Source organism: Flavobacterium sp. 40-81, assembly GCF_001898245.1.
Lineage (GTDB): Bacteria > Bacteroidota > Bacteroidia > Flavobacteriales > Flavobacteriaceae > Flavobacterium > Flavobacterium inviolabile.
This window is the reverse complement of the sequence record NZ_MKTM01000010.1, coordinates 14,097-34,440: the sequence shown is the minus strand read 5'-3', so window position 1 is coordinate 34,440 and position 20,344 is coordinate 14,097. Positions and strand designations below refer to the sequence as shown.

At 40.1% G+C, this 20,344-nt stretch carries 14 protein-coding genes; 9 read left to right on the top strand and 5 right to left on the bottom strand.

The features are described from left to right. Positions 1 to 48 precede the first annotated feature (48 nt). Both atpD and BGO42_RS03035 read left to right on the top strand, forming a co-directional pair. Positions 49 to 1,560: a F0F1 ATP synthase subunit beta gene (atpD, locus tag BGO42_RS03040; RefSeq protein WP_177731258.1), complete on the top strand. Its 1,512-nt coding sequence runs from the start codon at positions 49 to 51 to the stop codon at positions 1,558 to 1,560. Positions 1,561 to 1,614: 54 nt separating this feature from the next. After that, entirely contained in the window at positions 1,615 to 1,896 is a 282-nt protein-coding gene (locus BGO42_RS03035; protein ID WP_177731260.1) for a F0F1 ATP synthase subunit delta/epsilon, read from the top strand. A gap of 107 nt (positions 1,897 to 2,003) precedes the next feature. Here the strand turns inward: BGO42_RS03035 and BGO42_RS03030 are convergent, their stop codons facing one another. Then, positions 2,004 to 5,309 (bottom strand): zinc-dependent metalloprotease, encoded by a 3,306-nt coding sequence (locus BGO42_RS03030; RefSeq protein WP_273246037.1) that lies wholly within the window; start codon positions 5,307 to 5,309, stop codon positions 2,004 to 2,006. A gap of 177 nt (positions 5,310 to 5,486) precedes the next feature. Between BGO42_RS03030 and BGO42_RS03025 the strand changes: the two genes are divergently transcribed. Genes BGO42_RS03025 through bioD form a run of 3 tightly spaced genes read left to right on the top strand, consistent with a single transcriptional unit; the run spans position 5,487 to position 7,665 of the window. Next, the gene (locus tag BGO42_RS03025; RefSeq protein ID WP_273246038.1) at positions 5,487 to 6,629 is read left to right on the top strand and encodes an aminotransferase class I/II-fold pyridoxal phosphate-dependent enzyme; all 1,143 of its coding nucleotides are present in this window, start codon (positions 5,487 to 5,489) and stop codon (positions 6,627 to 6,629) included. A gap of 14 nt (positions 6,630 to 6,643) precedes the next feature. Further along, positions 6,644 to 7,045 carry a putative signal transducing protein gene (locus BGO42_RS03020; RefSeq protein WP_286748649.1) on the top strand — a complete coding sequence of 134 codons (402 nt, stop codon included), beginning with the start codon at positions 6,644 to 6,646 and terminating at the stop codon, positions 7,043 to 7,045. Then, complete coding sequence (gene bioD / locus BGO42_RS03015) at positions 7,045 to 7,665, top strand: dethiobiotin synthase (protein ID WP_273246053.1); 621 nt, start codon at positions 7,045 to 7,047, stop codon at positions 7,663 to 7,665. The genes BGO42_RS03020 and bioD overlap by 1 nt, the downstream gene beginning before the upstream one ends. A 34-nt stretch (positions 7,666 to 7,699) precedes the next feature. On the opposite strand, the gene BGO42_RS03010 is transcribed toward bioD, so the two are convergent. Beyond that, positions 7,700 to 8,521: a hypothetical protein gene (locus BGO42_RS03010; RefSeq protein ID WP_177731268.1), complete on the bottom strand. Its 822-nt coding sequence runs from the start codon at positions 8,519 to 8,521 to the stop codon at positions 7,700 to 7,702. A 140-nt stretch (positions 8,522 to 8,661) separates the two neighbouring features. Between BGO42_RS03010 and bioA the strand changes: the two genes are divergently transcribed. Together bioA and BGO42_RS03000 are read left to right on the top strand one after the other, a co-directional pair. Further along, the gene (gene bioA / locus BGO42_RS03005; RefSeq protein ID WP_273246040.1) at positions 8,662 to 9,942 is read left to right on the top strand and encodes an adenosylmethionine--8-amino-7-oxononanoate transaminase; all 1,281 of its coding nucleotides are present in this window, start codon (positions 8,662 to 8,664) and stop codon (positions 9,940 to 9,942) included. 23 nt (positions 9,943 to 9,965) lie between these two features. Then, the gene (locus BGO42_RS03000) at positions 9,966 to 11,120 is read left to right on the top strand and encodes a beta-ketoacyl synthase N-terminal-like domain-containing protein (protein WP_273246041.1); all 1,155 of its coding nucleotides are present in this window, start codon (positions 9,966 to 9,968) and stop codon (positions 11,118 to 11,120) included. A 9-nt stretch (positions 11,121 to 11,129) separates the two neighbouring features. On the opposite strand, the gene BGO42_RS02995 is transcribed toward BGO42_RS03000, so the two are convergent. From BGO42_RS02995 to bioB, 3 genes are all read right to left on the bottom strand, one after another. Next, positions 11,130 to 11,612, bottom strand: coding sequence for a regulatory protein RecX (locus BGO42_RS02995; protein ID WP_273246042.1), 483 nt, complete (start codon positions 11,610 to 11,612; stop codon positions 11,130 to 11,132). A gap of 26 nt (positions 11,613 to 11,638) precedes the next feature. Next, positions 11,639 to 12,511 (bottom strand): cupin-like domain-containing protein, encoded by an 873-nt coding sequence (locus tag BGO42_RS02990; RefSeq protein WP_177731275.1) that lies wholly within the window; start codon positions 12,509 to 12,511, stop codon positions 11,639 to 11,641. A 136-nt stretch (positions 12,512 to 12,647) separates the two neighbouring features. Beyond that, a complete protein-coding gene (bioB, locus tag BGO42_RS02985; RefSeq protein WP_273246043.1) occupies positions 12,648 to 13,730 on the bottom strand; it encodes a biotin synthase BioB in 1,083 nt (360 codons plus the stop codon). Between the two features lie 424 nt (positions 13,731 to 14,154). Between bioB and BGO42_RS02980 the strand changes: the two genes are divergently transcribed. Together BGO42_RS02980 and BGO42_RS02975 are read left to right on the top strand one after the other, a co-directional pair. Then, complete coding sequence (locus BGO42_RS02980) at positions 14,155 to 14,760, top strand: hypothetical protein (RefSeq protein ID WP_273246044.1); 606 nt, start codon at positions 14,155 to 14,157, stop codon at positions 14,758 to 14,760. Further along, entirely contained in the window at positions 14,757 to 20,336 is a 5,580-nt protein-coding gene (locus BGO42_RS02975) for a hypothetical protein (RefSeq protein WP_273246045.1), read from the top strand. Before BGO42_RS02980 ends, BGO42_RS02975 begins: the two co-directional genes overlap by 4 nt. Positions 20,337 to 20,344: the final 8 nt, after the last annotated feature.

The following is a 20,344-nucleotide window of genomic DNA, read 5'->3' as shown; positions in this document are numbered from 1 at the left end:
GAGGTTTTTTCAAGAAACGTAAATAGCTGTTTAATAAATACATAAGCAATGTCTAAAGGAATAGGAAAAGTTGCACAGATTATCGGACCAGTGGTTGACGTAGTATTCAACACACAAAATGCCGAACTTCCAAAGATTTATGATTCATTAGAAATCACTAAAAAAGATGGTTCAAAATTAGTACTTGAAGTACAGTCTCACATTGGTGAAGATACAGTTCGTACTATCTCAATGGATTCAACAGATGGATTAAGTAGAGGTCAAGAAGTTGTGGCTTCTGGAGCTCCAATCCAAATGCCAATTGGGAAAGATATTTATGGACGTTTATTTAATGTAATCGGAGACGCTATTGACGGTCTTGGAGATTTGCCAAAAGAAGGTGAGAATGGTTTGCCAATTCACCGTCAGGCTCCAAAATTTGAAGATCTATCAACTTCGTCAGAAGTTTTATTTACAGGTATCAAAGTAATCGATTTGATCGAGCCTTATGCAAAAGGAGGTAAAATTGGATTGTTTGGTGGTGCCGGAGTAGGTAAAACAGTATTGATTCAGGAGTTAATTAACAATATTGCAAAAGGTCACGGAGGTCTTTCTGTATTCGCTGGAGTAGGAGAAAGAACACGTGAAGGAAATGACTTACTTCGTGAGATGTTAGAGTCAGGAATTATTAAATACGGTGATGATTTCATGCACTCTATGGAAAATGGAGGATGGGATTTATCTAAAGTAGATAAAGCCGGAATGAGAGAGTCTAAAGCTACTTTCGTTTTCGGTCAGATGAATGAGCCGCCAGGAGCTCGTGCACGTGTGGCATTATCAGGATTATCCATTGCGGAATATTTCCGTGACGGAGCTGGTGAAGGCCAGGGGAAAGACGTATTATTCTTCGTTGATAATATCTTCCGTTTTACACAAGCCGGTTCTGAGGTATCTGCGTTATTAGGACGTATGCCATCAGCGGTAGGGTATCAGCCAACATTAGCAACAGAAATGGGTGCGATGCAAGAGCGTATTACCTCAACTAAAAAAGGATCTATTACATCTGTACAGGCGGTTTACGTTCCTGCGGATGACTTAACGGATCCGGCACCTGCTACAACATTTGCCCACTTAGATGCTACAACAGTATTGTCTCGTAAAATTGCTGAGTTAGGTATTTATCCTGCAGTAGATCCATTGGATTCTACTTCCCGTATCCTTACACCGCAAATTTTAGGTAACGATCACTATAACTGTGCACAAAGAGTTAAAGAGATTTTACAGAAATACAAACAATTACAAGATATCATCGCGATCTTAGGTATGGAAGAGTTGTCTGAAGAAGATAAACTTGCTGTATCAAGAGCACGTCGTGTACAACGTTTCTTGTCTCAACCTTTCCACGTAGCGGAGCAGTTTACAGGTATCCCGGGGGTATTGGTTGATATTAAAGATACTATCAAAGGATTTAACATGATTATTGACGGTGAGTTAGATCACTTACCGGAAGCAGCTTTCAACTTAAAAGGTACCATCGAAGATGCTATCGAAGCTGGACAAAAAATGTTAGCTGAAGCGTAGTCATTCAATTGAAGATTATCAATTGAGAATTATCAATTACCAATTAAAAAGATTATGATTGTAGAAATAGTTTCACCCGAAGCCACTTTATTTAAAGGAGAAGTTACTTCTGTAGCTGTTCCGGGAGTAAATGGTGAGTTCCAAATGTTAAATAACCACGCGCCAATTGTGTCGTTATTAGGAAAAGGTAATATCAAAATCGTTGGCTCTGGTTTGAAAATTGCAAAAGAATTTGCAGGTAAATTCAACAAGATTAATGAGCAGACCTATTGGTTACCGATTAATTCAGGAACAGTAGAAATGAATGATAATAAAGTTATTGTTTTAGCTGACTAATACAATGATATACTGAATAGAAAAGCCCGGCAATTGCCGGGCTTTTTTGTTGCTATGTGTAATAAAAAACAAAAGGCTTTCGTAACAGAAAGCCTTTTGCAGTTGTATTATCTGATTATTATTTTTTGCGTTTCCTGGCGATCACCATTTTTAACCGTTACCAGATAAATACCCGATTGTGTATTTTGTAAATTGATAGACTCGTTAAAAAGATTCGTTCCCTGGAAGTCTTTTTTGAAAATCTGGCGGCCGCTGATATCAAAAACATGCACTTCAATAGTATTGGATGCATCCGGATTAAACTGAACCTGGAAAGAACCATTGTTCGGGTTCGGATAGATCACAAAGTTGTTTAATTTGCTTTCTGTAGTGCCAAGAGGGCTGATCGTACAAATGTTTAAACTCCAGTTGTTCAATACACCTCCGTCTTCATTAAAGGCATCGGAAATCCGCAAGGTCCATGTACCGGTTGAATTCTGACCATTAAAGGAAGATAGTGTCTGCGTTGGCATAACCGTTCCGGAAATTCCCGGATTTGTGCCGCAAACAACCGTAGTGCCGGCATCGTCAAAAGTAGCAACGATGTTTTGAATATCGGCATTGCTGCACGGACGGCTGTATAACTGTACCTGTGTTCCGGTCGGACTGATCAGAGTTGCCGTTAAATCATTAATCCAGGTATGGGTCACATTCATCGTAATGTTTACGTCCGAAATAACGCCCCCGGAAGGGATATTTAAGGTGGAGTTGATAGTTGGTGCGCCGGTAGTAGAGATCGTTAAAGGAACGTTTGCTGATGCGTTTGTAGTACAGGTTATCTGTCCGGTTGTAAACCTGAACGGACTGCTGTAAGTACCAATGCAGGCATCGTTTTTAGGCTGTACTCTCCAGAAATAATTAGTCGCTTCTGCTAATCCCGATACGGTATAGCTGGCAGTAGTTGTGTTTCCGGTGTTAACAATGTTCGTGAACGCATTATCGGTAGCTACCTGTACATCATAGGATGTGGCATTGCTGTTTGCTGTCCAGGTTAAATTCAGGGACGTGTTTTGTCCGACAGCTAAATTAGCCGGTGCGGTCAGAGTCATCGTACCAAAATTAGAATTTAAAAGATTCAGATAGTAGTTAACATTCTTAGTAGTAGCTCCGGAAGTAGCCGTCACAGCTAAGGTATAGAAGCCCGGAGTGGCTGCTGTAGTATTGCTCACAGTCATTGTAACGGTTCCGTTGGCATTTATTGAAGCCGGTGAAAAGGCAACCGTTGTTCCCGGTGGATTTCCGGCTACGCTAAACGTTGTACTTCCGCTGAAACCACCCAAAGCAGTATATGCAATGCTGTAGGCAATATTAGAGCCGGTACAGATCGTTTTGTTCTGTTCTCCTGATACCCCGTTGAAAGCAGCTGTATGTGTGCTGCCAGGTGCGGTAATCGTGAAATTGGTGTTGGATAGATCGTAGAAAATATTGTCATATCCTTTAACCATTATTCTGTTTTGTGTTCCCGGAGTATTCGGAACGGTTATTATTTCCGAACCGTCATTAGGAACTTTGCTGGCTAATAATGTAGGAAAAGAAGTTCCGCCATTTGTAGATAAATAAATGTCAACATAAGCCGTATTTACCCCGTTGGCGGTGGTACCGGCTACATCCCAGGTTACTGTCTGGTTCGTTCCGGCCTGCCAGGAAACATTCGTGTTTGGGACGCTAACCAGGAATGGTCCGGCTGTTCCGTTTACGGTAACTTTCATCAGGTCGGAAGCCGTTTGTCCGCCGCCTGCTTTATTGTCTCTTACCGTTAAAGAGAAATTTAAGGTTCTGCCTATAGAAGGGCATACTTCCCATGTATTTGCCGTATTACCGGCTAAAACAGTATTTAAGCTCGGCATGTAACGCACCGGTGAGCCGGTTCCTTTAACAGAACGGAACATTGGTCCGTTAGCTCTTGTAGGTGTCGGGGCAGCCGTAGTATTTGGATTCTGAGGATCGTTTTGCTCCCAGGTATAGGTCAGGGCATCGCCATCGGCATCTGTTCCAGAACCCGTAAGCATAAAAGCGGTAGATTTTGGAATTACATAATCCCTTCCGGCATCTGCTGTTGGTGGATTGTTGGTGATATTCGTTATTTGGGCACAGCTGGAGCTCACACCGGATTTTACATTGTTTAAGATATCACGGATGTTCACATAAGCAAAATAATCATCACTGTTCGCCTGTACATTGGCAGCGCAAATCCCGGCATAACCCATGATCGAAGAACCGGATCCCGGCTCTACTTCCGTTAAACCGCTTCCGGAACGGCAGCCTGAACTACTTTGCACGTGATAGCCTCCAAACTGGTGTCCCATTTCATGTGCAACATAATCAATATCAAAAGCATCGCCTGTTGGATTTGATCTTCCGGTCATTCCGGTTCCTTTGTGGTTTCCGCTGTTTGGATTGGAATTGGTGCTGCATACACACCCGATACAACCCGCATTTCCACCACCGGAAGTGTTGAAGTTGTGGCCAATATCGTAGCTTCCGAAGCCAACATTGGCATCAATGGTTACCCCTGTCTGAACGTTGTATTCTCCGTTCCACGGGTCGCTGGTAGTGCTTCCGAAATAGATCAGTAAATCATTATTGGCAATGAATACCAAAGTAATCGCTAAATCTTTTTCATAAACACCGTTCACACGGGTCATGGTAATGGCCATCTGTGCCTGGATATTTGCTTTCTTCTGAGCATCGGTTCCGGTTCCGGCAAATATGTTTCCGTATTCGGCAGTACACGATTGTGCTAAACGGTAAGTTCTTAGCTTTTTGTCGTCTGTATTAAGGGCGCTTTCCGGAGATACAATTTTGTCATTGGTTAAAGAAGGCAGTTTAATTCCCGCATCTGTTAAACAGGTAAAGTCTTCGTTTTCCTTGTTTAAGGATTGTCGGCTGTACACGATATAATGTTGTCTGTCCTCTGTGTACGGATCAATGTAAACCGTACTTTTTTCTCCGGACATGGTCATGCTGTGCAGTCCGAATTGTGTTACCGAAAATCGGGCAACCGCAGTAGGATCTTCAATTCCCTGAGCAGCATACGATTTTATCATCGGATATTTGGCGGCAAGTGCCGGCTCCATGATCGGGGTTTCCATCACACGGTAATGTTCCAGAATTCCGTCCGCATTTGGCAATTCAATAATCAGATTGGATTTGCCCTGAAAGACTCCCCTAACCGGGGCTCCGGCTAAATTGTTTTTTAAAGTGGTAAGATCCAGCTGGTATAAAGCATAAGATCTTGGAAAAGAACTACGATTGACTTTTTTGCTGGAGGCGAGCTGATTCCCGTCTACCGCTTTCCATAAATTTTTCGACTGGGAAAAACCTGCGGAAAATGAAAAAAGCAATAGTAATGCTAGTTGTAGTTGTTTTTTCATTATTATTTTTGGTTTAATGTTAAATAGTTTTCAAAATTAAGTAAATTTTATATTAAAAAATGCATTTTACTGTTTTAGTCCTGATTTATAAAATATTGCGGTATACCTGATTACTGGAAGTGTGTCTATAATGCCGGCAGTTGTAAAAGGAGAAAAAAAGATGCCTACTTTTGCTTTATGAAAGCATTTCCCTCATCATTATCTGCCAGGCTGCAGTTAAGAACCGAAGCGAATTCACTGCGAAAGCTGCCCGGGCAACATTGTCCGGTTGATTTTTCATCGAATGATTATTTAGGATTTTCGAAATCAGCGGTGCTTTTTCAGGAAGTACATCAGTTTTTAACGGGCAGGAACATCATGGCAAACGGAGCAACCGGATCGCGATTGCTTTCCGGAAACCATATCCTTTGTGAAGAAGTGGAACAGCAAATTGCCGCATTCCATAAAGCGGAAAGTGCTTTGCTGTTTAATTCCGGCTATGATGCCAATGTTGGTTTTTTGAGTAGTGTGCCGCAAAGAGGAGACATCATTTTATTTGATGAACTGAGTCATGCTTCCATCCGGGACGGGATACAGCTTTCGAATGCCAGGGCTTATAAATTCAGGCATAACGACCTGGAAGACCTGGAACGGCTGATCATTCGGTTTCAGGAAAACCAACCGACTATTTATATCGTAACGGAAAGTGTTTTTTCGATGGATGGCGATTCGCCGGAATTGGAACAAATGGTACTGCTTGCGGAACAATATAATTGTTATTTAGTAATCGATGAAGCTCATGCCTTAGGCGTTTTTGGAGCCAATGGGGCAGGGTTGGTCCAGTTTCTGGATTTGCACGAAAGGGTTTTTGCCCGGATCATGACTTTCGGGAAAGGACTGGGCTGCCATGGAGCCGTTGTGCTGGGCTGTAAAAAGCTGCAGGAATACCTGGTGAATTTTTCCCGAAGCTTTATTTACACGACAGCCTTGTCTCCGCATGCCGTGGCGACAATCGGGATTGCTTATGGCAAGCTGAATGAAGAAACGGCTTTGCCTGAAAAGCTGAAAGAGAATATTATTCATTTCAATCAGGAAAAGAATTTACAGAGCTTAAAACCCTTGTTTATCCGGAGTAAATCGGCGATTCAGTCGGCGGTTATTCCTGGGAATGAACGGGTTAAATCGATAGCAAAGCAATTTGAACAAAGAGGATTTGATGTTAAGGCCATTTTGTCGCCAACCGTTCCGGAAGGGCAGGAGCGTTTGCGCTTTTGCATTCACAGTTATAATTCGAAAGAAGAAATTTCGGATGTTTTAAGAATTTTAAAGGATTTAGTATAATGGGTGAAAAACCGTTGTTTAGAAAAATAGCAAGCTTTCAGTATTCATCGGAAGCAATCATCTATAAAGGCAGGCTGGAATCGGAAGGAATTGCAGTTTTTATGCGGGATAATTTTACGATTGATACCGATCCGCTCGTTAGTAATGCTGTAGGCGGTGTAAAACTGTTTGTCAGAGAAGAGGACTTTGCGGCAGCCGAAGAAATCCTGTCGGAGATTAGTAAATATTCGATGACGAATGAAGGAGCGCTGATTAAATGCCCGAATTGCGGGGCAGAAAAAGTGCAGCTGTTAACGGTAGTGGACGATGCCAGATCGATTTTCTCGTTTGTTTTGAGTCTGCTCTTTTTGATTTTGCCTTTTTATGCGAAGTATAAATATAAATGCGATAATTGTAATTTTGAATTTAAAAAATGATGAAACTATTTGTAACAGGTATCGGGACTGATGTAGGGAAAACAATTGCTTCAGCCATACTAACCGAAGCGTTGGAAGCGGATTACTGGAAACCGGTACAGGCCGGTGATCTGGATAACTCCGACAGTCATAAGATTAAGGATAAAATATCCAATTCCAAAACGCATATTTTTGACAATGCGTATGCTTTGAATACTCCGGCGAGTCCGCATCTTGCAGCGAAAATTGACGGGCTAACGATTGATATGGCAACGATAAAAGAGCCTAAAACCAAGAATCATCTGGTTATTGAAGGTGCCGGCGGTATTTTTGTTCCGCTGAATGATAACGATAGTATTATCGATTTGATCCGGCCGGACTATAAAGTAATCGTGGTGTCGCGTCATTATCTGGGAAGTATCAATCATACTTTGCTGACGATAGAAGCTTTAAAAGCTAAAGGACTGAAAGTAGCCGGAATTATTTTTAACGGGGCTGAAAATACCGATACGGAATCGCTTATTTTAAACCGCACCGGAATTAACTGTATCGGTCGTATTGATGAAGAACCGTATTTTGATAAAAATGTGGTTAAGGAATATGCAGAGGCATTCCGGGATGCTTTACTGGAATTGAAATAATAAAAAAAAGGCTCTTTTTAAGGAGCCTTTTTTATTAGATATTGATTGTTAACTGTGTTCCGTCCGGTAATGTAAGAATAGCAACGTTGTCGCAGGCACCGCTGCCATAGTTAAGAATGTAGGTCTGCAAGTTTCTTACCAGGGTCTTTTTCCCTTTTGTAATATTGCCACAGCTTAAGTCTCTGATTAGCGGTTCTGTAATTTCCATTTGCAGTAGTGTTCCGTTAGCCATTGTAGTAGTAGCCGTTCCGTCAATACTGAAAACATCGTCTGTGAAAACCAAAGGTGTTGATGCCCCGGCAATTTTTTCAATCGTGAAGTCACCGGTTCTGTGAATGGTTCCTCCGTTTGCAGGCTGGATAATACTGATATCGGTATTTCTTGTATGCGTAGGGATGTTATCGATGACTTGTCTTGTAACATCAATAGTGCCTTCCACTTTATTGCTGTTGATGTAGTAATTGTCAAAAGTTATAGCCGCATTGATTATGCCGGTAGTCGTGTTGTTGTGAACCACGATATAAATAATGCCTGTCCGGTTATTTCCTTGTGTGTCAATACAGCCGGTGCCATAATCAACTTTGAATTTCTTACCGCCGTCTGTTAAGGTTTCCTGTGTTATTGTTCTGCAGTTTGACGGAGGAAGCTGCAATTCGTTTTTGGAAGCATAATAACCGTTCGCGGAAAGTACTTCTTCTTTTATTCCGTCTACATCTTCTTCTATGATCTGCGCTTTTACATCTGCGCTAATAGAGGTATCCTGATTGTTTCCGTTGTTGTTGGTAACGTCGGAATCGCTATTACAGGAAATAGCCATAAAAGCAGTAATAGCTAATAGTTTAATAGTCGTTTTCATAATTTTGTTTTGATTAGGTTCTATTTTTAGACAAATAAAAAGATAAATGGTTTAATGTTAAAGTTTTTTTGTTTGGAAAAATAGAAGAGCATCTGTTTTTATCTTTGTACTACCGGATTTCTAACTTTAAAAACGATTAAGTGGAAAATAATTATTTGCAAAAAGCGGATGAAAAACACCTTTGGCATCCTTATACTCAGCATAAAACAGCACAACCTCATATAGCAATAACGAAAGGAAAAGGAACTTTATTATGGGATGAAAATGGTAAAGAATACATTGATGCCATTGCTTCCTGGTGGGTAAATCCATACGGGCATTCGAATACTCATATTGCAGATGCTATTTACAGACAGCTTACAACCTTAGAACATGTTTTGTTTGGCGGATTTACACACGAACCTGCCATAGTGCTTGCGGAGAAGTTAATGAAGCTGCTTCCGGATAATCAACAGAAAATATTTTTCTCCGATAACGGTTCGACCGCGGTTGAAGTAGCGATAAAAGTAGCCTTGCAGTTTTACTATAACAAAGGGGAAAAAAGAACGAAAATCATCGCTTTCGAAAATGCGTTTCACGGCGATACCTTTGCGGCGATGGCTGCCAGCGGGATTTCCTTTTTTACCGAGGCTTTCCAGGGTGCGATGATTCATGTGGAACGGATTCCGGTTCCGACAGCGGGCAATGAAGACCGTTGTTTTGAGGTCATCTCGAAACTAATTGCTACAAATGAATTTGCCGGATTTATCTTTGAACCTTTGGTTCAGGGTGCGGCGGGAATGGTGATGTATGCACCGGAACAACTGGACCGGCTTATAAAACTGTGTAAGGAAAACGGCGTGTTTACAATTGCTGATGAAGTAATGACCGGTTTTGGAAAGACCGGTAAAAACTTTGCCTGCGATTACCTGCAACAGCAGCCGGATATGATGTGTTTGTCGAAAGCCCTTACCGGAGGAACGATCCCGATGGCACTAACGACTTTTACGGCAGCGCTTTTTGATGGTTTTTATGATGAAGATGTTAATAAAGCATTGTTTCACGGACATACTTTTACAGCTAATCCTACCGGATGTGCTGCGGCCCTTGCCGGATTGGAATTATTGGAAAGTGAAGCCGTAAAGAGCGGCATTAAAAGAATTAATGAACAGCATTTGTCTTTTCAGAAGCGTATTGAAAATCACCCGAGAGTAAAAACAACCCGTATTCTGGGGGTTATTTTTGCCCTGGAATTTATAAGAGATGATGCCGATAGTTATTATGGTGATTTCAGGAATAAGCTGTATGCTTTTTTTATTGAAAAAGGGGTTATTATGCGCCCTGTAGGAAATATCGTTTATATTTTGCCGCCGTATGTTATTTCAGCGGAAGAACTGGAAAAAGTTTATGAAATTATAGCGGAAGCTTTGGATAAGTTTTAATTTTACTGCGTAATACTATTGTGTTGAAAAATAAAATTGCAATAACGGCTTTGGCTTCCGTTTCTCCTTTGGGCGATTCGCCGGAATCTGTCTGGAAGGAATATCTTCGTCCGGAAAGTTTAATACAGGAAACGAAAATCGGAGAACAGTCGTTTCCGGTTTCTGTTTTATCAGCTGTCTTGTTAGCAAAAATAGAGGCGCTGCGGAGTTCCGATATCAAGTATAAAGCTTTGGATAATTCGGTACTGTATGCACTTTTAGCTTCGAGAAATGCGGTAGCGATGGCCGGTTGGAAAGACCATGTGTTCGGAGTCAATATCGGATCGTCCCGGGGCGCTACGCAATTGTTTGAAAAGCATCATAAAGAGTTTTTGGAAACCGGAAGAACACAAACGCTTACATCGCCTACCACTACTCTTGGCAATATTTCTTCCTGGGTTGCCAATGATTTGAGAAGTGTTGGTCCGGATATTTCCCATTCCATTACCTGTTCTACGGCATTGCATGCGCTTTTAAACGGCGTGGCCTGGCTGCAATCGGGTATGGCCGATAAATTCCTGGTGGGAGGGAGTGAAGCGCCGTTAACGCCCTTTACGATGGCACAGATGAAGGCGCTTAAAATATATGCAACAACAACCGATGTGTTTCCCTGTAAAGCATTGGATCCCGATAAAAAAAGCAATACCATGGTTCTGGGGGAAGGAGCGGCAATTGCCTGTCTTGAAACCGGTGAAAGAGCAAATGCCCTGGCTTATGTGGAAGGAATCGGTTATGCTACGGAAGTTTTAAAACATAATATTTCGATATCATCGGATGCTGATTGTTTTCAGAAGTCGATGAAAATGGCTTTGAATGGTGCGCCACCCGAATCGGTAGATGTTATCGTGATGCACGCACCGGGAACTATAAAAGGCGATACATCGGAACTGAACGCGATTGCGAAAGTTTTCGGTGATGCAAAGCCTTTGCTGACGACCAATAAATGGAAGATCGGGCACACTTTCGGTTCTTCCGGAATACTGAGTGTTGAGCTGGCGTTACTGATGATGGAAAAGCAGCAGTTTATAGGCGTTCCTTATGTGCATGAACCTTATACAAGAGCGGCTAAAATCCGGAAAGTACTGGTCAATGCTGTTGGATTTGGCGGGAATGCGGTTAGTGTTTTGCTGTCAAAATAAAACCAGGATTTAATCCTGGTTTGCTAAGTCTGAGAGTTTCTCGTATATTAAGTTTGATTCGTATCCTTTTCGGAGCAGGAAATCACAAAATTTCTTTTTCTTTTTGGCGCTATTGGTTTCTTTTATAGTGTTCCATGTTGCGACTGCTAATGTTTCAAATGTTTCGAAATATTCTTCGGGTGTAAATTCCTTAAGCGCTGTATCGATATTGTATTTAGAGATATTCCGGAATTTTAATTCGTTAACGATCCTGATTTTTCCCCATTTTTTTATCCGGTGTTTTCCTCTGGCAAAACTACAGGCAAAACGTTCTTCATTCAGGAATTTATGTTCAATTAAGTGAACGGTTATTACATCAATAGCCTGCGGGATCATGTTCATTTCCCGAAGTTTTTTGACTACTTCGTCATGACAACGATCCTGATAACTGCAATAGTATTCCAGTTTTTTCGTAGCATCTTCAATTGTGTAGGATTTATGATTGTTCTGCATCAATTTTAGCTGCTTTGAGGTTAGTTTTAAACGTTTATGTTGAGTTTTTTGTGTGTCTGGATAACAGCCTGTTCGTTTTTGTAATCAATCCATTCCTGTCCTTTCCATTTGCGCATAAAGTTATCAAAATGGCGCATTACAAAAACATTGTAAGCGGCTTTGGATAAATTGGTTATTTTGCGTGGAAAAGCTCTTAAACTCATCGAGAATCCGGGAGTTAAGTACTTCATGTAATGCCAGTATCCTTCCGGCATATACAGCATTTCCCCGTGATTAAGGTTGCAAATAAGTCCTTTAGCCTGTTTTAAAGCCGGCCATTTTTCCAAATCAGGATTGTCAAAATCGATATCTTCTCTGGAGATCAGTGCGTGCGGTACTTTGTACAGATACGGTGTCTGGTCCGGATCAAACAGAATGCATTGTTTTTTTCCATGGAAATGGAAATGCAAAATGTTAGAGTAATCAATATCGTAATGAATGAAAACTTTGGAGTTTTCTCCTCCGAAAAACAGCATAGGCAATTGTTTTACAAGGCGTAAACCAATATCTGGCCATTTGAAGTCATTTCGAAGTGAAGGAACTTCCTTCATTAAGTTGTATAGGAAAATACGGTAATTTGTGGGTTTGGATTGTAATAAGTCAATGTAGTCTGCCATTTTCATTTTGGCATGAGCCTCATTAAATCCATCTTCGTGGGAAACGGGTCTGTCATCATAAAGTGGCACCGTTTTGTCTCCCGCTATGTCTTTAATATAATTTAACTTCCATTTTTCATAAGCCGGCCAATCTTTGGTGAGCTGTTCAATGACTAAAGGTTTCTGTTTTTTTACGTAGTTGTTGTAAAAGTCTTCTTTTGAAATAGTTTTTACGCGCTCAATTTCTGTTAAATGTAAAGCCATAAGAAATGTTTATATTACTTATAAAAAGATGCTCCTATTTTATGCTATTAAACAGGAGCAAAGTTAAGAAAGCTTTATCTTATCGTAAAATTATTTTAAATTAAAATAAATTAAAAATTTAAAAAGTTTTCCAGGTTTATTTTTTTGCTGAGGCTTCCAGATTCCGTTCTATAGTGTGTCCTGGTCTTGACCATTTTGGTTTTTCTCCTAAGGCCTGGAATTTAGAATCTTCGGCTTCAACCGTTTCCGGCTGCATTAATTTTATAAATGGTTTCTGTGGTTGTAAGCCAAGCATTTCAAACATTTTCATGTCTTCGTTTACATCCGGGTTTGGCGTGGTTAACAGCTTGTCTCCGGCAAAGATAGAGTTTGCTCCGGCAAAGAAACACATAGCCTGTCCTTCTCTTGACATTTGTGTTCTTCCTGCAGAAAGACGTACCTGTGTTTCCGGCATGATGATTCTGGTTGTGGCAACCATTCGGATCATTTCCCAGATTTCTACCGGTTTTTCTTCTTCCATTGGTGTTCCTTCAACGGCTACTAAGGCATTGATTGGAACAGATTCCGGTTGTGGGTTTAAGGTGGACAGTGCTACCAGCATTCCGGCTCTGTCTTCGATACTTTCTCCCATTCCGATGATTCCGCCGCTGCAAACAGTAACATTGGTTTTTCTTACGTTTTCAATGGTTTGTAAACGGTCTTCAAAGCCTCTGGTCGAAATAACTTCTTTATAGTATTCTTCCGAAGTATCCAGGTTGTGGTTGTAAGCATATAAACCTGCTTCGGCCAAACGATGTGCCTGATTTTCGGTAAGCATTCCCAGCGTACAGCAAACTTCCATGTCCAGTTTGTTGATGGTTCTTACCATTTCCAGAACCTGGTCAAATTCCGGTCCGTCTTTAACGTTTCTCCATGCTGCTCCCATGCAAACACGGGATGATCCGCTTGACTTTGCTCTTAAAGCCTGTGCTTTTACCTGCTGAACAGACATTAAGTCATTTCCTTCAACACTAGTGTGGTATCGTGCTGCCTGAGGACAATAACCACAGTCTTCAGGACAACCTCCTGTTTTGATCGATAATAATGTGGAAACTTGTACTGTATTTGGGTCGTGATTTTTTCGGTGTATTGTCGCTGCTTCGAAAAGCAAATCCATTAAAGGCTTATTGTAAATATCAATAATCTCTTCTTTTGTCCAATTGTGTTTTGTTGCGCTCATCCTTAGCATTTTTTTGATGCTTCAAAAGTAGGGAATTTGATTATAAGTATGAAATTTTGTTTGTTTCTGAATTTTGATGCGATTGGTGAATTTTTTTATTTTTTATTACTTGTTTTGAGATGCTGACTTTTTGTAGGATTCACAAGGGTTTTAGGATACTTTTTGTAGTGTTTTTTCTAAAAAATAACATTTTAGTATTATAATTTTTACACAAGAGGCTTTTTTCTTAGAAAGAAAATTTTATTTTTGTGAGAATTTTAACAAGTAATACTACGTGCTTTAACATGGGTGTAGTAACTAATGCCTTAGTTGTGAAAAGGCAAAGGGGTGTTTTTTAGGCACTTTAACACTAAGGAAGAAGAATTTTAGATAAGAAATCAATGGTGATTCGAAATGAAATACATAGTTTGTCTAAATAAAAAATATGCGGGTGTATAAAAAACTACTTTTCATATTTTTTGTTTTTTCACTGTTTTCTTGTAAAAAAGAAAAGACAACAACGGGCAGGGATGATTCAGAAATCCGCTCCCGTTATTTTCAGTTAGAGAAAATCGGCTGGAAATCGCGCGAATATTCCCAAAAAGTAGACGATATCAATTTTACGGCTACCGAAGTGCCAATTCAATATTACATTTTAAAAGACCAGGGAACGACTGATCTGTTTAAAGTGGACTCCCTGTATGAAGCTAACAAACAGGAACGGGTAGTTGAGTTTACGTTCCAGCAGGATCAGGAAAAAGATCTTTTGTCCGATCAATTTACCGGATTGCCTTATGCCAATGCGGTTAAATATATGGCGTTTGCCATCAATAATGATTTTTATGTGGTTACTTCCAAAAATGATACGATACCGTGTAACGGCGTTTCCTACGAGCGCAATTATAAAATAGCACCTTTCCAGAAAGTTGTGTTGTTTTTCTCCGGTATCGATCCCAATGAGAAAATTCAATTGGTTTATAAAGACAAGTTATTCCGCAAAGGAACATTGAAGTTTAAGTTTAAAGACACATTTACAGAAATATTATTATGATTCAAAAAATCAGAACGAGTAAGGTTACAAAAGTCGTTGCTATTTATTTAGCAATGATGTTGTTTTTAGAAATGGTTCAGCCAATGGCGGCATATGCTTTAACCGCGGGTCCTTCGCAACCGGAGTTTGAGTCGTTTACTCCAATCGGAACATCGGATATGGTCGATCTGGCCAGCGGTGATTTTAACTACAATATTCCAATTATGGATGTTGGTGGTTATCCGTTAAACCTGGCATACAATTCCGGAATTACTATGGATCAGGAAGCCTCATGGGTTGGTTTAGGCTGGGATTTGAACGTTGGGCAGATTAACCGACAAATGCGCGGTTTGCCGGATGATTTCAAAGGAGATGAGATGATCTATGAAAATAACATGAAAGACAATGTGACTATCGGATCCAGTGCAAACTTCTTTTTAGCCGGATTTGGTATTGGCGAAATGGCCATTCCAAGTGTCGGTCTTGGGGTGAAGTATAACAATTACGACGGTTTTGGATTTTCGGTTAATGGTGGTTTGAGTTATCAGATCAGTGATAACCTTTCTGTAAAGATGAATATGGAATCTTCGTCTTCCGAAGGTGTTTCGGTAACACCAAGTGTGTCGTTCGAAAAGAAGAAAAGCGATAAAGATAAAAAGGATTATACTTTAACCGGAAGTGCCGGGGTAAGCTTAAACAGCCGAAAAGGACTAGAGTCGGCAATGATGTCGTATAAGTCAACCAAAAACAATACCAATCTTAAAAATGTAAGAGATAAGCGTGATGAATTGTCAGGCTCATTGTCGTTTGGGGATGCGTCTTTTACACCAACAAAACGCGTTGGAATGGTGTCGTCCAACTATATGTTTGGGATGAATATCGAAGCGGAGTTTTGGGGAGTGGAACCGGGAATGAAGTTTTCCGGATACCGAACCAGTCAGGGAATTAAAAGTTCTGAAAAATATAAAACAGAAAGAGGGTATGGTTTTGAAAACAGCTATAGTGCCGGAAGTACCGATATTTTAGATTTTAACAGAGAAAAAGACAGAACCTTTAATAAAAATACAACATCATTACCGGTTACGAACAATACCTACGATTTGTATAGTATTCAGGGACAAGGAGTGTCGGGAATGTACCGTCCCTATAAATCACAAGTAGGATTTGTGTACGATAATTATGTACAGGACGATACGAATGGAGGTAGTTTAGGTCTTGAATTTGGAGCCGGTGGAGGTATTCACTTTGGTTTCGATGCCACGATTACTAAAGGTAACAGCGCAACCGGATTGTGGGTGAGTGGTAATCCTGCTTTGGCACGATTTAGAGAGAAGGTTAATGGTAATAAAGTAGATTATGAAAAAGTGTTTTTTAAGAATATCGGAGGAAACCATGTCGATAAAGAATTAAACTTATTCAGTACGCAATTAGGAGGTTATGATCCGATTAAATTGGAAATCGGAGGTACTAAGTTTTCAAGAAATACCATTCTGAACTATTCCAGAAACGGTAGTTATATATTGGGGGGTAGCTATGTAAAAAGAGAAGGACGTCTGGGCAGAAATCAGGTTATCCAAAAATTAACCCGTGAAGAAGCGAAGAGATTTGGATTTCAAACGCAATTTAGCCCGTATTCATTAGCTGGAAAACACGATCATCATACCTCTGAGGTACGCATTATAAAAGAAGGTGGCGAACGCTATATCTTCGGACGCGCCGCGTATAACTCCGTAAAAAAAGAAGCTACGTTTGATGTAGGAAGTAATCCGGGTGTAAACTGTTCGAAAGGAATGGTAAATTATAATCCGGGAAGTGATAACTCGTCAAATAACAGTAGAGATGGCGATCAGTATTTTAACCGTATTACGACACCGGCTTATGCGCACACCTATTTGTTGACGTCTGTTTTATCATCCGATTATCAGGATTTAAAAAACGATGGTCCTACTGATGACGATTTAGGAGCCTATACCAAGTTCACCTATAATAATACACAACCGTATAAATGGCGTATTCCGTTTAAAGAGAATGTAGCCAATTATGACGAAGGATTGCGTTCCAGTAAAAAGGATAATAAAGGAAACTATCAGTATGGTGAAAAAGAAATGCTTTATATCAAAAAAATTGAAACAAAAACACATGTTGCTATTTTTGAGATTTCGGCACGTAAAGACGCCTATGGTGTAAAAGGTGAAAACGGAGGAATCGGAATGGATTCCAAATCGTATAAACTGGATAAGATTTCATTGTATTCGAAACCGGAATATTTAGCCAATCCTACAGGGGCTACACCTATTAAAGTAGCACATTTTGAATACGACTATAGTTTGTGTCAGGGTGTCGAAAACCACGAAAACGCAAATATGTCGGGAGGCGCTTACGATGGTCAAAAAGGAAAGCTGACACTTAAAAAAGTGTATTTCACCTATAAGAAATCAAATATGGGTAAATACACACCGTATACCTTTAATTATGGGTATAATCCTTCTTATGATATGAAAGCCTATGATATATGGGGGAATTACAAGCCGGTTGCGGCGAATGTAGGTTGCGGAACAAACGATGCATTATCTAATGCCGAATTCGGATATGTAGATCAAAAAGACAGAACTGCTGCAGATCAATATGCTTCTGCCTGGTTGTTAAACAACGTTAGTTTGCCATCGGGCGGTAGAATAGAGTTGAATTATGAAGCCGACGATTATGCTCATGTTCAGGATCGCGATGTTATGGAAATGTTTAAAGTGGTAGGAGCCGGTCAGGCGCCATTAACATCCCTGAGTCAGTTAAACAATACAAAACTATATGAATCATTTAACCCTTCGCGTTATTTGTACATCAAATTAGACGATTCTAATTTTGAAAACTTCCACGAGCGTTATATCAAACCAATCCAAAATGACCCGGTTTATTTTAGGTTTTTAGTGAATATGGCACCAAATGATAATGCCAAATACGATTATGTGACGGGTTATCTAAACGTGGTCAAAAATCAAACGTATAACTTTATTCAGGACGGTAACGGTGACAGTTATGCGTCTATTAAAATTGAAATGGTAAACCAGGGCGACGGTGGTAATCCGGAAGTGAACCCGATATCGAAAGCGGGTTGGTATTTCGGAAGACAAAACCTGAACCGCGTGGTTTATAGTATGAACAATGAAGAAGATACCAACAATCTTGAAGGGGTTGTGATGGAACTTATTGGCTGGCTTCCGACGTTATTGGATATTTTCAAAAGTCCAAATGGAAAACTAAAAGAAAAAGGAATCGCCAGCAAATTTATCTCCGGAAAATCATGGATTCGTTTAATGCAGCCGAACCGTGAAAAAATCGGTGGCGGTAGTCGTGTAAAAGAAGTTAAAATGCATGACGAATGGCAGATAATGACCGATAATCCAAGTGATGAGCTATACAAACAGCATTACGGTCAGGTATATAGCTATAAAACGGAACAGGGTAAAACATCGGGAGTAGCAAGCTATGAGCCGATTGGTTCTAAAGAAAATCCTTTTGTAGAACCGTTTTATGATAAAACCAGCAAAAGTTTATTGTTAGGACCTGAAACGGAAAACTATATCGAAAAACCTTTTGGAGAATCGTTTTTCCCATCACCGAAAATTACCTATAGTCGGGTAGTGGTTAAAAACCTTGAAAGAGGAAAAATATTAGGCCCGCGGAATCCTGGTGTGGTAAAACGACACGCTACAGGACATGTGGTAACCGAATTCTATACGACTTACGATTTTCCAACTGTGGTTAACTATACGCCTATGTCATCGCGTTATGATAAATCGGATATTCTGGCGAGCTTGTTAAAGATCAATGTCAGAGATCATTTAACACTGTCACAGGGATACTCGATCCATACCAATGATATGGACGGTAAAACGAAGAGCGAACGTATTTATGCCGAAGGACAAGTAGCATTTATTTCCGGAGTGGATTATAAATACAGAGAAAATCCAGGCGCACCTAAAAATCAGGGGAAACTCAACAATGTGGTTACAACCATTGACGGCGCCGGAAATATAAGCTCAAAACTGGTGGGAGTGGATTACGATGTGATCAACGACTTTAGAGAAAGTAAATCGGTAACACAAACGGCCGGTATTCACTTTAATACTGCCGGTATTCCGTTGTTTATGGTTTTCGTGATTATACCGGTTCCATTGCCAAGTTATTCGAAACACGAAAATCAGATTAGAACTGCTGTAACGACAAAAGTGATTCATAGTAGTGGTATCCTGTCGGAAAAAATAGCTTATGATGTCGGCTCTAAAGTATCTGCCAAAAATAATGCATGGGATGCCGATACCGGACAAGTATTGTTGACACAAACGACCAATGAATATAACGATAATTACTACAGCTTTAACTTCCCGGCATACTGGTCGTATAAAGGAATGGGACAGGTAGCGAAAAATATCGGATTAGAGTGTAGTATTTCCAATATAAATAACACCGATAAATATAAAATGGAAGGTTATAATGCTTCCGATTATTTAATGGATGGTGATGAAGTATGGGTTGATGGAATCAATCGATCAGAACAAGACAAAACATTTTTCGCCTGGGTTGTTAAAACGAGTGGAAGTGAATTTATGCTGATTGATCGCAATGGTTTGCGTATAACCCGGGATAATATCATTTATGGTAAAATGAAGATAATCCGATCCGGATATCGAAATATGCTGGAAGATTCCATGGCAGCCATAACATCGACTAAGAACCCGCTTTATAATTATAACGGAAACAATCAGATGGTAACGATGAAGTCAAACATCGGATACAACCCGTTTTTCTCGTCAACATTTAACGATTACAGAATCGTAAATGCATCGGCAGTAGAATACAATAATATCTGGGCAGCGCAATGTGAATGTGATTTGCCAAAGATGACCTACGAAAATGGAAACCTTGTTTTTGAATATGAAAAAGACAATAATACCAGTGACCCGGATGATATCGCCGCAAACTCGTATAATCCGTATCTGTATAATGTCTTAGGAAACTGGAGAGCCAACAAATCGTATGCGTATTTAACAGGAAGAAATTTTACGGATAACACGAATGATCAGAACCCTACACTACGAAAAACAGGTTTCTTTAATAATTTCAATTCGTTCTATGTTTATAATGCTTACACCAGACTATGGGAAAAAAGCCCTCAGTATACCAATTTTGGTAAATGGACTTTTGCGTCAGAAGTAACACAGTTCAGCCCATATGGTCAGGAAGTGGAAAACAAAGATGCGTTAAACCGTTATTCATCGGCGTTCTACGGTTATAATAACCGTTTCCCGGTTGTTGTTGCATCCAATGCAAAATATAAAGAAATGGCTTTTGACGGTTTTGAAGATTATGATTTTTCTACCTGTCCAACATCAGCTCACTTTAATTTCCAGGGACAACTGAAGCCAAATGAGATAAGTGTTTCGTCGAAACAATCGCATACCGGTAGAAAGAGTTTAAAAGTGGAGGCTGGAAAAAGTGCCCTGCTTAAAAAACAAGTTGTTTCCTGCGTTGAAGTGCCAAGTCCAGTGACGAAAATAAAACCGGTTGAAAATAAATTAGCTAAAGACATTAAAAAATAGTTGTAGTG

What these genes read in the sequence shown, in the direction of transcription:
- BGO42_RS02990 (WP_177731275.1), bottom strand. Translation starts at nt 12,511, where the DNA reads ATGGCTTTACATTTAACAGAAATTGAGCGCGTAAAAACTATTTCAAAA.
- BGO42_RS03035 (WP_177731260.1), top strand. Translation starts at nt 1,615, where the DNA reads ATGATTGTAGAAATAGTTTCACCCGAAGCCACTTTATTTAAAGGAGAA.
- BGO42_RS03025 (WP_273246038.1), top strand. Translation starts at nt 5,487, where the DNA reads ATGAAAGCATTTCCCTCATCATTATCTGCCAGGCTGCAGTTAAGAACC.
- bioD (WP_273246053.1), top strand. Translation starts at nt 7,045, where the DNA reads ATGAAACTATTTGTAACAGGTATCGGGACTGATGTAGGGAAAACAATT.
- bioB (WP_273246043.1), bottom strand. Translation starts at nt 13,730, where the DNA reads ATGAGCGCAACAAAACACAATTGGACAAAAGAAGAGATTATTGATATT.
- BGO42_RS03010 (WP_177731268.1), bottom strand. Translation starts at nt 8,521, where the DNA reads ATGAAAACGACTATTAAACTATTAGCTATTACTGCTTTTATGGCTATT.
- BGO42_RS03030 (WP_273246037.1), bottom strand. Translation starts at nt 5,309, where the DNA reads ATGAAAAAACAACTACAACTAGCATTACTATTGCTTTTTTCATTTTCC.
- BGO42_RS02980 (WP_273246044.1), top strand. Translation starts at nt 14,155, where the DNA reads ATGCGGGTGTATAAAAAACTACTTTTCATATTTTTTGTTTTTTCACTG.
- BGO42_RS02995 (WP_273246042.1), bottom strand. Translation starts at nt 11,612, where the DNA reads ATGCAGAACAATCATAAATCCTACACAATTGAAGATGCTACGAAAAAA.
- atpD (WP_177731258.1), top strand. Translation starts at nt 49, where the DNA reads ATGTCTAAAGGAATAGGAAAAGTTGCACAGATTATCGGACCAGTGGTT.
- BGO42_RS02975 (WP_273246045.1), top strand. Translation starts at nt 14,757, where the DNA reads ATGATTCAAAAAATCAGAACGAGTAAGGTTACAAAAGTCGTTGCTATT.